General features: G+C 68.7%; 10 protein-coding genes. 9 read left to right on the top strand and 1 reads right to left on the bottom strand.

Going from position 1 to position 12,540, the window contains the following annotated elements:
* Positions 1-26: 26 nt before the first annotated feature.
* The 7 genes from ACIQK7_RS00450 to ACIQK7_RS00420 all read left to right on the top strand — a co-directional run bounded on the left by ACIQK7_RS00450 (position 27) and on the right by ACIQK7_RS00420 (position 6,998).
* On the top strand, positions 27-1,019 hold the full coding sequence (locus tag ACIQK7_RS00450; RefSeq protein ID WP_403020103.1) for a sugar-binding transcriptional regulator: 993 nt from the start codon (positions 27-29) through the stop codon (positions 1,017-1,019).
* A complete protein-coding gene (gene deoC / locus ACIQK7_RS00445) occupies positions 1,009-2,025 on the top strand; it encodes a deoxyribose-phosphate aldolase (protein WP_403020102.1) in 1,017 nt (338 codons plus the stop codon). Before ACIQK7_RS00450 ends, deoC begins: the two co-directional genes overlap by 11 nt.
* A gap of 9 nt (positions 2,026-2,034) precedes the next feature.
* Positions 2,035-3,540 (top strand): aldehyde dehydrogenase family protein, encoded by a 1,506-nt coding sequence (locus ACIQK7_RS00440; protein ID WP_403020099.1) that lies wholly within the window; start codon positions 2,035-2,037, stop codon positions 3,538-3,540.
* Positions 3,540-4,394 (top strand): aldehyde dehydrogenase family protein, encoded by an 855-nt coding sequence (locus ACIQK7_RS00435; protein WP_403020096.1) that lies wholly within the window; start codon positions 3,540-3,542, stop codon positions 4,392-4,394. Before ACIQK7_RS00440 ends, ACIQK7_RS00435 begins: the two co-directional genes overlap by 1 nt.
* A 98-nt stretch (positions 4,395-4,492) precedes the next feature.
* Positions 4,493-5,362 carry a CAP domain-containing protein gene (locus ACIQK7_RS00430; RefSeq protein ID WP_403020094.1) on the top strand — a complete coding sequence of 290 codons (870 nt, stop codon included), beginning with the start codon at positions 4,493-4,495 and terminating at the stop codon, positions 5,360-5,362.
* Between the two features lie 77 nt (positions 5,363-5,439).
* The gene (locus ACIQK7_RS00425) at positions 5,440-6,327 is read left to right on the top strand and encodes a glycerophosphodiester phosphodiesterase (protein ID WP_403020092.1); all 888 of its coding nucleotides are present in this window, start codon (positions 5,440-5,442) and stop codon (positions 6,325-6,327) included.
* 80 nt (positions 6,328-6,407) lie between these two features.
* Positions 6,408-6,998 carry a GDSL-type esterase/lipase family protein gene (locus ACIQK7_RS00420; RefSeq protein ID WP_403020090.1) on the top strand — a complete coding sequence of 197 codons (591 nt, stop codon included), beginning with the start codon at positions 6,408-6,410 and terminating at the stop codon, positions 6,996-6,998.
* Positions 6,999-7,019: 21 nt separating this feature from the next.
* Here the strand turns inward: ACIQK7_RS00420 and ACIQK7_RS00415 are convergent, their stop codons facing one another.
* Complete coding sequence (locus tag ACIQK7_RS00415) at positions 7,020-8,369, bottom strand: M20/M25/M40 family metallo-hydrolase (protein ID WP_403020088.1); 1,350 nt, start codon at positions 8,367-8,369, stop codon at positions 7,020-7,022.
* 95 nt (positions 8,370-8,464) lie between these two features.
* On the opposite strand from ACIQK7_RS00415, the gene ACIQK7_RS00410 reads away from it, so the two are divergent.
* Positions 8,465-9,952, top strand: coding sequence for an FAD-dependent oxidoreductase (locus ACIQK7_RS00410; RefSeq protein ID WP_403020085.1), 1,488 nt, complete (start codon positions 8,465-8,467; stop codon positions 9,950-9,952).
* 194 nt (positions 9,953-10,146) lie between these two features.
* Positions 10,147-12,306 (top strand): DEAD/DEAH box helicase, encoded by a 2,160-nt coding sequence (locus ACIQK7_RS00405; protein WP_403020084.1) that lies wholly within the window; start codon positions 10,147-10,149, stop codon positions 12,304-12,306.
* Positions 12,307-12,540: the final 234 nt, after the last annotated feature.

Raw genomic sequence — 12,540 nt, 5'->3', positions numbered from 1 at the left:
CCCAGGTCGAGAGAGGCGGTGCCCGCGTGTCAGACGAACTCCTCATGGTGCGCGCCGCCGAGCTCTACTACGAAGACGGCAAGACCCAGGACGAGATCGGGGCGCTCCTGCGCACGACCCGCTGGAAGGTCGGCCGCCTGCTCGCCAAGGCGCGCGATCGCGGCATCGTGCGGATCGAGATCGTGCACCCGCGGGCTCGCCGCCTTAGCCTCGAGCGTCTCCTGCAGGAGCGATACGGTCTCTCCGATGCGATCGTCGTGCCTGCTGCCGATGACGCCGATGTGCAGGCGAGTGTTGCCCGCGCCGCGGCCGACTATCTGGCTGCCCTCCGACCCATTCCGCGCGTGCTCGGCATCAGCTGGGGTCGCACCCTCAGCGCTGTCGCTGACCGGCTGGCGCCCGGCTGGGCGAACGAGGTGCGCGTCGTGCAGATCAACGGCGGCATCTCCCTCAGCAGCGCCCCCGGGGCGGGAGCGGGCAGTGCTGCCTCGACCGCCGCCCTCATCGCGCACAAGGCCGGAGGTCAGGCGATCCTCCTCCCGAGCCCCGCCATCCTCGAGCACGCCGCCACGAAGGCCGCCATCGAGTCCGACCGCACCGTTGCAAACGTGCTCGAGCTCGCGAAGACCGCCACGGCGTTCCTCTTCAGCGCGGGCGTGGCAGACGGCAGTAGCGTGCTCGTCGAGAGCGGCTACCTGAGCGCAGCGGATGTCGACGAGCTCGTGCAGCAGGGCGCCGTCGGCGATGTCGTGGGCAGGTTCATCAACGCCGACGGCGAGATCGTCGACCCGGCCCTCGACGCCCGCACGGTCGGTGTGGGGCACGATGTGCTCCGCGAGGCGTCGACCTCGGTGCTCGTGATCGCGGGCAGGTCGAAGCATCCCGTGGCCAGGGCCGTTGTCTCAAGCGGCCTGTGCTCCGTCATCGTCACCGACGAGGAGACGGCCAGGGCACTCACGCAGGATTCGGCGCACGGCGCCGCTCACGGCACAGAACAAGGAGCATCCCATGTCGCCTGACAACACCTCGGTCGCACTCGCGCCCGCCGAGCGGGCCCTGCGTCTCATCGGCTCAGACCTCACGGAGTCGAGCCTCACGCGCTATCTCGACGGCATCCCGGGCATCGACGCAGTGGGCCTCGAGGCGAGGGCTGCCTCGCTCGGTTCGCGCTCGATCAAGACCACGTCGAAGGCCTGGGCGATCGACAAGATCATCTCCCTCATCGACCTGACGACCCTCGAGGGGGCCGACACCCCCGGCAAGGTGAGCTCCCTCGTCGCGAAGGCGATCACGCCAGACCCCGCCGAGCCGAGCACACCACGTGTCGCCGCCGTCTGCGTCTACGGCGACATGGTGGCGGATGCGGTCTCCGCGCTCGGCGCGCACCACGGCGACCCCGACGACGGTGGCATCGCGGTCGCCGCCGTTGCGACGGCGTTCCCCAGCGGTCGCTCCTCGCTCGCGATCAAGCTCGCCGACACGGCCGATGCGGTCGCGGCGGGGGCCGACGAGATCGACATGGTCATCGACCGCGGGGCGTTCCTCTCCGGGCGCTACGGTCTCGTCTTCGACCAGATCGTCGCCGTCAAGGAGGCCTGCCGCAAGCCCGACGGCAGCTACGCCTCGCTCAAGGTGATCCTCGAGACGGGCGAGCTCAACACCTACGACAACGTGCGCCGGGCATCCTGGCTCTCGATCCTCGCGGGCGGTGACTTCATCAAGACCAGCACGGGCAAGGTGCAGCCGGCGGCCACGCTGCCCATCACCGTCAGCATGCTCGAGGTCGTGCGCGACTGGCACCGCCTCACGGGCGAGAAGGTCGGCGTCAAGCCGGCCGGCGGCATCAGCACCACGAAGGACGCCATCAAGTACCTCGTGGCTGTCGCCGAGGTCGTGGGGGAGGAGTGGCTGCAGCCGCACCTGTTCCGCTTCGGGGCGTCCAGTCTGCTCAACGACGTGCTCCTGCAGCGCCAGAAGCTTTCCACCGGCCGCTACTCGGGCCCCGACTACGTCACCGTCGCTTAGGAGCGCACCATGTCATTCCTCGAATACGCACCGGCTCCCGAGTCGAAGGCGATCCTCAACCTGCGCGAGTCCTACGGGCTCTTCATCGACGGCGAGTTTGTCGACGGACGTGGCGACGGCTTCGCGACGATCTCTCCCGCGACGGAGGAGCACATCGCCGCCATCTCCAACGCCAACGCCGCGGATGTCGACCTCGCGGTCGCGGCGGCACGTCGCGCCTACGAGACAACCTGGTCGCGCCTGAGCGGCTCCGACCGCGGCAAGTACCTCTTCCGCATCGCGCGGCTCGTGCAGGAGCGCTCGCGCGAACTCGCGGTCGCCGAGAGCCTCGACAACGGCAAGCCGATCAAGGAGAGCCGTGACGTCGACGTGCCCCTCGTCGCCGCCTGGTTCTTCTACTACGCGGGCTGGACCGACAAGCTCGACCACGCGGGCATGGGCCCGAACCCGCGCTCGCTCGGCGTCGCGGCCCAGGTCATCCCGTGGAACTTCCCGCTGCTCATGCTCGCGTGGAAGATCGCCCCCGCACTCGCGGCGGGCAACACGGTCGTGATCAAGCCGGCCGAGACCACGCCGCTCTCGGCGCTCATCTTCGCCGAGATTCTCCAGCAGGCAGACCTGCCGAAGGGTGTCGTCAACATCATCACCGGCGCGGGAGACACGGGCGCGGCCCTCGTCAACCACCCCGACGTCAACAAGGTGGCGTTCACGGGGTCGACCGCCGTGGGCAGGGCAATCGCCCGGTCGACCGCCGGCACCGGCAAGAAGCTCACGCTCGAGCTGGGCGGCAAGGCGGCGAACATCGTCTTCGACGACGCCCCCATCGACGCCGCGATCGAGGGCATCGTCAACGGCATCTTCTTCAACCAGGGCCACGTGTGCTGCGCGGGCTCCCGCCTGCTGGTGCAGGAGAACATCCACGACGACGTCATCGAGCGTCTCAAGCAGCGCCTCTCAACCCTTCGGGTGGGCGACCCGCTCGACAAGAACACGGATGTCGGCGCCATCAACTCCCGCGAGCAGCTCGAACGCATCCGCGAGCTCAGCGCGATCGGCGAGCAGGAGGGTGCCGAGCGCTGGTCGCCCGCGTGCGAGCTGCCGCAGAAGGGTTTCTGGTTCGCGCCGACCATCTTCACGGGCGTCTCGCAGAGCCACCGCATCGCCCGCGACGAGATCTTCGGCCCGGTGCTCTCGGTGTTGACCTTCCGCACGCCCGCGGAGGCGATCGCGAAGGCCAACAACACGCCCTACGGCCTCTCCGCCGGCATCTGGAGCGAGAAGGGCAGCCGCATCCTCGCGGTTGCCGACAAGCTGCGCGCGGGCGTCGTCTGGGCGAACACCTTCAACCGCTTCGACCCCGCGAGCCCCTTCGGCGGCTACAAGGAGTCCGGCTACGGCCGCGAGGGTGGCCGCCACGGCCTCGCCGCATACCTCGAGTCCTCGGGATGGGATGCCTCCGTCGCGTCGCCCGAGCAGGCCCTGCCCGCCACCACGACCAAGAAGGGCGCCAAGTGATGTCGCACCTCACGATCCCCAAGACCTACAAGCTCTACATCGGCGGCAAGTTCCCCCGCAGCGAGTCGGGTCGCACCTACGAGGTCGCGACGGCGAAGGGCGAGTTCCTCGCGAATGCCGCCAAGGCCTCGCGCAAGGATGCCCGTGACGCGGTGGTCGCCGCGCGCAAGGCGCTCGACGGCTGGGCCGGCGCAACGGGCTACAACCGTGGCCAGGTGCTCTACCGCATCGCCGAGCTCCTCGAGGGGCGTCGCGCACAGTTCATCGACGAGGTTCGCCGCTCCGAGGGCGTGTCGGAGCGGGAGGCGGGCCGCCAGGTCGACGCCGCGATCGATACCTGGGTCTGGTACGCGGGCTGGGCCGACAAGTACGTGCAGGTCGCCGGCAACGGCAACCCCGTCAGCGGCCCCTACTTCAACCTCTCGACCCCCGAGCCGACCGGCGTCGTCGCGATCATCGCACCGCAGGAGTCCTCGCTCCTGGGCCTCGCGAGCGTGGTCGCCCCAGCGCTCGTGGCGGGCAACACGGTCGTCGTGGTCGCGAGCGAGCAGCATCCGCTCAGCGCCATCACGCTCTCGGAGGTGCTCGCGACGAGTGACGTGCCCGGTGGTGTCGTCAACGTGCTCACGGGCTCCGCGAGCGAGGTCGCCCCCTGGTTGGCGGGCCACGCCGACGTCAACGCGATCGACCTCGCGGGTGCGGGCAACCTCGACTGGGTGGACCTCGAGATCGCGGCGGCGGAGACGCTCATGCGCGTGCGTCGCCCCGAGGTCGGCGTGCCTGCCCCGTCGCTCGAGCGCGTCGTGTTCTTCACCGAGACGAAGACGGTCTGGCATACCAAATCGCTCATCTGAGTTCAGCCTCCTTACGGGTGCCACACAGGGCGCTTGCATAAGCCCCACGTAGCGTTGTCCCCTTGTTTTGGTCTCGGGGGTACAAGCAGGTGGGTCTCATGGATATTCGCGCGCGCAAAGACACTGCGCAGCGCTCGCTCTGGGCGGCGGTGGTTGCTGCGCTCTTCACGATGGTCGCGGTGCTCGGCGGTTCGAGCCCCGCTTCGGCAGCGGAAGAGGGCACCATCCACGCGCTCGCGAACCAGAGTCGCGCGTCCGCTGGCCTCGGCCCCCTCACGCTCAACGGCTCGCTCAGCCAGGTGGCCCTCGGGTGGGCGCAGCACATGGCGGCCACAGGCACCCTCGCCCACAACCCGTCCTACGCCTCGCAGATCCCGCCCGGCTGGCAGGCTGCTGGCGAGAACGTGGCGCAGGGCTATCCCAATGCGTCCGCCGTGCACTCCGGGTGGATGAACTCTCCCGGGCACCGGGCCAATATCCTCGGTGACTACACGGATATCGGCATCGCCCACATCGCCGCCGGCGGCACCACCTGGTCGGTGCAGGTGTTCGCGAAGTATCAGGGAGCCGCCGCGGCCGCGCCTGCCCCCGCTCCTGCGCCGGCCCCAGTACCGGCTCCCGCTCCAGCACCCGCTCCAGCGCCGGCTCCCGCCCCGGTCGAGCCTGCCCCTGCTCCCGTGGAAGAGGCCCCTGTCGAGGAGGCGCCTGCCGAGAAGGCGCCTGCCGAAGACGGGCCCGCCGCAGATGCGGACGCCGAGACGGAGGAAGAAGCCGCGAGCACGGCGGGCAAGGATGAGCCGCGCACGAGGAGCGACGATCGCGCGGACCGCCGCTCGACCAGTGAGGACGGCGCGTCGGGCGCCTACCCGCTCCTGGTCACTGGCGGCGTGCTGCTCGCCGCCCTTGCAGCGGGTGCCGTCGCCTGGGCGCGTGTTCGTCCCCCGAAGTGGGGCCAGGTCAAAAAGTAACAAAACGGTAACGGGGCCGTATATGGTGGGGGCACACCCCACACACCGTGGGGTCACCCGACCTCAGGAGATCGTCAATGGCGACAGTCCTCCTGCTCGCCCGGAGCAGGCGCGCACTCACCGCATCCGGCATCACGCTGGCCCTCGTGCTGGTGCTCGTGCTAGGCCCGGCGGCCACCAAGACCCAGGCGGCGAGCATGTTCGGCACCCTGCGGGCGCCAGGGGATCCCGCTTTCATCGCCGGTCACCGCGGCGACCGCGCTGAGGCACCTGAGAACACACTCCCCGCGGTGCAGCGCGCCTTTGAGGGCAACATGGTCTTCGTCGAGGTCGACGTGCGACTCAGCGCCGACGGCGTGCCAGTGCTCATCCACGATGAGACGGTCGACCGCACGACGAATGGCACGGGGCGCGTCGACTCGCTCACCCTGGCGGAACTGCGTCGGCTGGATGCAGGCTCCTGGTACTCGAGTGAGTACACGGGCGTCACGATTCCGACGCTCGACGAGTTCCTCGCGTTGCTCGCGACATCCCGCACCAAGGCGATGATCGAGCTCAAGGGGGTGTGGCCTGCCGAGGGTATCGCGGCGGTTGCCGCGCTCGTCTCCGAGCACGGCGTCGGCAACCGAACGGTTGCCGCGAGCTTCGAACCCGAGACGCTCCAGCAGCTCCTCGCGGGCGCGCCGGACATCCCGAGGCTCGTCCTCGCGAGGGAACTCCCGAAGGATGCCGTGGCTGAGGTGCACGCCCACCACGCGATCGCTCTCGTGACCAACCCCAAGGCGCTTGCCGTCGCCCCCGAGACAGTGCACCTGCTGCATGACGCAGGGCTCGGCATCCTGCTCTACACGCTCAACGAGCAGGAGAGCTGGGCCGAGGCGCTCGCGATGGGGGTCGACGGCATCATCACCGATACGCCCTCCTCGCTCGACGGCTGGCTCGCTGACACTGCACCGGGAACCTAGGGGATCACAGCGCCGCGGGCGTCTGGCGTTCTCCCAGCGAGTGGTTGCAGGATGTTCGGCAGCGGTGAGAGGACAGATTGATGGGCGAACAGCACGACCCGAAACGGAAGATCGCCTTCGTCGGCGACAGCATCACCGCGAACGGCGATTGGGATGCGTGGTTCCCTGACGCCGAGTCGACCAACTTCGCGGTTCCCGGGTACACGAGCGATGACGTGCTCGCCCAGATCGATGACATCGTGGCCGCGCAGCCCGAAGAGATCCTGATGCTGGTCGGCACGAACGACCTTGGCATGCGCCGTTCGGTGGAGCATCTCGTGCGCAATATTGAGGTTGCTCTCGTGCACCTGCGGCGGGAATTGCCCGGCGTGCGGCTGCTTCTCCAGTCGATCATGCCGAGGACGGCGGAGTTCGCGCCTGCGATCCAGGGCGCGAACATCCATCTCCGACAGTTCTGTTCCACGGTGCGCGCCCACTACCTCGACCTCTGGCCGAGCATGGCCACAGAGGAAGGTGCCCTGCGCTCGGAACTCACGGATGACGGCCTGCATCTCAGCCCGACGGGCTACGAGGTGTGGCTCGATGAGCTTCTCCCAGCGGTCGAGCGTCTCCGCGACCTGCCGCCCATGAGCCGGCCGATCCAGGCGATCAGGCTCAGCGAGCCCTCATAGCAAGCGGCCCCTCCTGGCACGTCAGAGACGGCCGATGAGGCGCCCGTAGAACTCGATTCCGCGCAGGAAGGTGTCGACGCGCATCCGCTCGTTCTTGGCGTGCAGGGTGCCCCGCTCCTCCTTTGACATCTCGAAGGGGCTGAAGCGGTAGACATGGTCGCTGATGCGCGTGAAGTGCCTGCTGTCGCTCGCGCCGAGCATGACGTAGGGCGTCACGATCGTGCCGGGGTAGGTCTCCTCGATTGAGTCCTTGACCGCCTGCCAGGCGGCACCGTTCGTCGGCGAGACGGGCGACGGCTCGGATGGGCCGTGCGCCTCGAGGCGCACGAGCGGGTCATCGATGGCGCGCCGCACGTGCTCCACGGCCTCAGCCACCGAGGAGCCGATCGCGATGCGGATGTTGACGGTCGCCGTGGCGCGTTCCGCGAGCGCATTGGCCGCCATCGCGCCATCAAGCTGCGTCACGACCTGCGTCGTGCGCACGATCGCGGCCGTCTCGTCACCAAGCCGCTTGAAGAGCAGCAGGAGCAGGGGCTTCGTGAGCCAGAGCTTGGTGAAGGCGAAGCGGAGCGGGTTGCGCGCGTGGGCCCCGAGGGTTCGGATCATCTCGAGGTTCGTGGGAGTGAAGCCAGCGCGGAAGGGGCGCTTGTTGAGGGCGACGATGGCGCGCGCCAGGCGAGCCGTCGCCGCGAGCCGCGGGGGAGTGGAGGCGTGGCCCCCCTGCTGCTCCACTGTCAGCACGAGCGACATGATGCCCTTCTCAGCGACGCCCACGACCGCGATGGGGTCGTCCACTCCGGGAAAGATCCCCTCGACGACAGCGCCGCCTTCGTCGCTCACGAGCCGCGGGCGCACACCGCGGGACTCCAAGAGGTCCACGACGCGCGCGGCCCCATCACCCGCAGTCTCCTCGTTATGCCCGAAGCACAGGTAGATGTCGTGGAGCGGACGGAATCCCTCCGCGAGCGCCCCCTCGACCGCCTCCAGGATGGCGACCATGCTGCCCTTGTCATCGAGGGTTCCCCGGCCCCAGATGAGCCGCTGGCCGCCCTCCTCGACGATCTCTCCCGAGAAGGGCGGATGTCGCCACCCCTCGTCGCTCGCGGCGACGACGTCGTAGTGGGCCATGAGCACGGATGGAGCGCCTTCCTCGCGCCCGGCCCAGCGATACAGCATCGAGTGGCCCGCGACCAGCTCGCGGTCGAGATGCTCGTGCGTGAGCGGGTACAGCCCGGGAAGGACATCGATCAGGCGGCGGAACTGCTCCCAGTCGACCTCCGCCTCATCGAGGTGCGACACGGTGGGAATGCGGATGAGTGACTGCAGGCGAGAGACAGCGGCTGCGGCATCCGGTGCGGTGTAGGTGCTCACGAGCCGACTCTATTGGGGCTGCCAGCAGTCCCAGTGAAGGCGAAGCGTGTCGTGCTAAGCCTGCAGGGCAGACCCGCACGGTTCAAGGAGGCAGCATGCGATCGATCTGGATGGATGAGACCCGGCCGACCGTCTCACCCCACGCGACGCCGCTCCCCGAGGGGGCACACTATGACGTCGCTGTCATCGGGGCGGGCCTCACGGGGCTCACGACCGCACTGCTGCTTGCCCGCGCCGGCCTCGCGGTCGGCGTGCTCGAGGCGCGCCATATCGGCGCCGTGACGACGGGAAACACGACGGCCAAGCTCTCCCTCCTGCAGGGCAGTCGGCTCTCGACCGTGCTGAAGCACCGCACGAGGGAGCAGGCGGAGGCCTACGTCGCGGGGAACCGCGAGGGCCGCGAGTGGCTCCTGCGCTACTGCGAGGCGCACGATGTGCCGGTGCAGGTGCGGGATGCCGTGACCTATGCGACGACCGCGAAGGGCGCACGGAAGGTGCGCGAGGAGTTCAGGGCTGCGCTCAGCCTCGGCCTGCCGGTGACGGCGGACGGGGGAGAGGAGCTGCCGTTCGACACGACCGCCGTCATGCGGCTCGCCGACCAAGTGCAGTTCGACCCCATGAACGTGCTCGACGAACTCGCAGCAGACACGGTCGCCCACGGCGGCGTCATCCATGAGGGAGTGCGTGTGACCTCGATGTCGGCGGGCCCCTCTGTGCGCTTGAGTACTTCGGCGGGGGAGGTCACGGCGGGACGCATCGTCGTCGCGACGGGATTCCCGATCTTCGACCGCGGCCTCTACTTCGCCAAGCTCAAGCCGCAACGCTCCTATGCCCTCGCCTACCGTGTGCCCGGTGACATCCCCAAGGCCATGTACCTCTCGCTCGACAGCTCGACCCGCTCGCTGCGAACGACCCCGGTCGGGGGAGAGGAGCGCCTCCTCGTGGGCGGCAACGGCCACACGGTGGGCCGCACTCGCTCGGAGCAGGCGGCGGTCGACGGGCTCGAGGAGTGGACGCAGCGCTACTTCCCGGGGGCTGAGCGCACCCACACGTGGGCGGCGCAGGACTACGAACCGGTGAGCGGCGTTCCCTACGTGGGCCCCATGCCGGGCGGTCGCGGTCGCGTCTTCGTCGCGACGGGGTATGACAAGTGGGGCATGACGAATGCTGTCGGCGCGGCCCTCGCGCTCTCCGACCTGCTGCTGGGCGGCAACATGCCGTGGGCACAGCAGCTCTACCGTCACGGGGTCAGCCTCGCGGATGTCGGCGCTGTCATCGGTGCGGGAGCAGCCGAGGGCGTCTACGCCGTCAAGGGCTGGGCGCAGGCGCTCCTGCAGGGCCCCACTGATCCAACGGAAGGCCAGGGTGTGGTGGGGCGCGGACCGAAGCTCGCGCCCGTCGGCACTTGTCGCGTCGCGGGAGAGCTCATGCGGGTGGGCGCGGTCTGCCCGCACATGGGTGGCGTGCTCAAGTGGAACGATGCCGAGCTGAGCTGGGACTGTCCCCTCCACGGCTCACGATTTGCCGCCGATGGCACCCGACTTGAAGGTCCAGCGGTGCGCGATCTGCGTCCCGTGCACTAAACTGGAAAGTGCGCTGACGATTCCGTTCACCGTCTCGACCGTGTTCTCACGTTGCTTGAGTCTGGAATCGCTGCCCCGAGGGCGACGCTGATCCCGCTTCGCAGCGACTCGAAGGGCGCACCACACGGTGCGGTGCAGCCGGGTTCGACCTTTCTCGGCGTGAATACCTCGGCATCCGCCGATTCAGGAGGAACATGGCCCGCTCCGGCCGTTCGGAAGGCAACACCATCAACGGAAAGTCACGCACCCCATCCAAGGGATCTGGCCGCCGCTCGACCCAGCGTCGCGTGCGCCCTGGCGACGACGCCGGCATCATCCCTGTGCTGGCGCGCGCCGTACGCGAGATCGAGAATGCGGCGGAGCGGGGCAGGGTCTCGCCCGCCAACCGCACCAAGTTCCAGGTGATCGCCCTCCTGATGCGCGAGGAACGTGCGCGGGCCAAGAGCGACACCGAGGTCTCGGATGCCGACCGCGCCGAGCTCCTCAAGCGTCTCGACGGTGTCGCGACGATCCTCGCCAAGGCGGCGGCACGCGACACCTCGCTCATCGCCCTTCTCGCGGAGGACGCGCCTGTCTCGGATGCCGCGCGCAAACTGCGTCGCGACATGCTCATGGCATCCGGCGCCGAGCTCAGCCCTGATGAGTTGATCATTGCGGCCGAAACGCCCGCACCCACCCCTGAGGCGGAGAAGAAGGTAGTGCCGCGCTCGGTCATCTCCCGCCAGCTGAGCAACCCCTTCCTCGCCCCCGACTTCTCGGTCGTGCCGAAGGCCGTGCCGCAGACGCGGCGCCTCGCCAACTGGGAACTCCTCGACCCCCTCTTCAGGGCGTTCGAGTACGGTTCCGGCGGCAACGTGGCCAGCATGGAGCTTCCCGAGCCCACGCAGGGCGACCGGCGCGTTCCCGGCGGGCTCGAGCTCTTTCACCACCAGGCCGAGTTCGTCGCGAGCGCGAGGGAAGGTCACCGCACCTACCTGCTCGCCGATGAGCCGGGCCTCGGCAAGACGGCGCAGGCGCTGCTCGCGGCATCCGCCACCAACTCCTACCCGCTGCTCGTCGTCGTGCCCAATGTCGTCAAGATGAACTGGGCGCGCGAGGTCGAGCGCTGGACCCCCAACCGCACGGCGACCGTCATCCACGGCGACGGCGACGACCTGGATGCCTACGCCGATGTCGTGATCGTCAACTATGACGTGCTCGACCGGCACGTCGGATGGCTTCGCACGCTCGGCTTCCAGGGCATGGTCGTCGATGAGGCGCACTTCATCAAGAACAGGGAGTCACAGCGCTCGCGCCACGTGCTCTCGCTCGCCGAGAGCATCCGTTCGCTACGGCCGCGCGCCCTCATGATCGCCCTCACGGGCACCCCGCTCATCAACACGATCGAGGACTTCAGGGCAATCTGGCAGTTCCTCGGCTGGATCGACGGCGAGAAGCCCACGCTCGAGCTCATGGCCAAGCTTGAGGAGACCGGGCTCACGCCGGCGGACTTCGGCTTCTTCGCCCAGGCGCGGCAGGCTGTCATCGACATGGGCATTGTGCGGCGCAAGAAGCTCGACGTCGCTTCCAACCTGCCGTCGAAGCGCATCGCCGACCTCCCGGTCGAGCTGGACGATGACCTCGGCCGGGGCATCAAGGAGGCGGAGCGCGAGCTCGGCCAGCGGCTCAAGAACCGCTACCTCTCGCTCGTTTCCTCGCGCGAGGGCAGCGACACCCCGAGCCACGAACTCATGCGCATGGTCGCCCGTGCCGAACTCGAGGAGTCGAAGTCGTCCACGACGGGCGAGAACGTCTTCAGCATGGTTCGTCGCATCGGCCAGGCGAAAGCGGTGCTCGCTGCCGACTACACGGCACAGCTCGCGCGCTCCGTCGGCAAGGTCGTGTTCTTCGCCAAGCACATTGACGTCATGGACGCGGCCGAGGAGACCCTCGCGCGTCGCGGGCTCAAGACGGTGTCGATCCGTGGCGACCAGACGGCCACGCAGCGGCAGGCGGAGGTGGACGCCTTCAACGACGATCCCGAGGTTTCGGTCGTCGTCGCGTCGCTCACTGCGGCTGGCGTGGGGCTCAACCTGCAGGCCGCGTCCAACGTTGTGCTCGCGGAACTCAGCTGGACCTCGGCGGAGCAGACCCAGGCCATCGACCGGGTGCACCGCATTGGCCAGGAGGAGCCCGTCACGGCGTGGCGAGTCATCGCAGCCCAGACGATCGACTCCAAGATTGCCGAGCTGATCGACAGCAAGGCGGGCCTCGCGGCACGTGCCCTCGATGGCAGTGACGAGGAGATCGTCGACGCCTCGGAGATCCAGGTCGAGGCACTCGTGGCGCTCCTCCGGGCGGCGATCGGGGAGTGACGCTGGGGCGATCGTGCATGCGAAACCCCTGGTCAGCGTGTCCTCCTTAATGCGGACACCCGTCGGGGGACACCCCGAAGTGGGGGCATACCACACGGTCGGATTCTTCTAGTCTTGCAGCAACGCAACACGGGGCAACCCGGGTAGCGGGGCCGGTGTCGGCCCGTCGCGGAATACGGGGGTATTGACCGCGACTGTCAGGCCGACACCGACAAGGCCCCCTACCCGGCCCTC

This window comes from Salinibacterium sp. GXW1014 (genome assembly GCF_044769865.1).
Classification (GTDB): Bacteria; Actinomycetota; Actinomycetes; order Actinomycetales; family Microbacteriaceae; genus Homoserinimonas.
The sequence above is the reverse complement of the archived record's forward strand: the minus strand, read 5'-3'. Positions and strand labels throughout refer to the sequence as shown.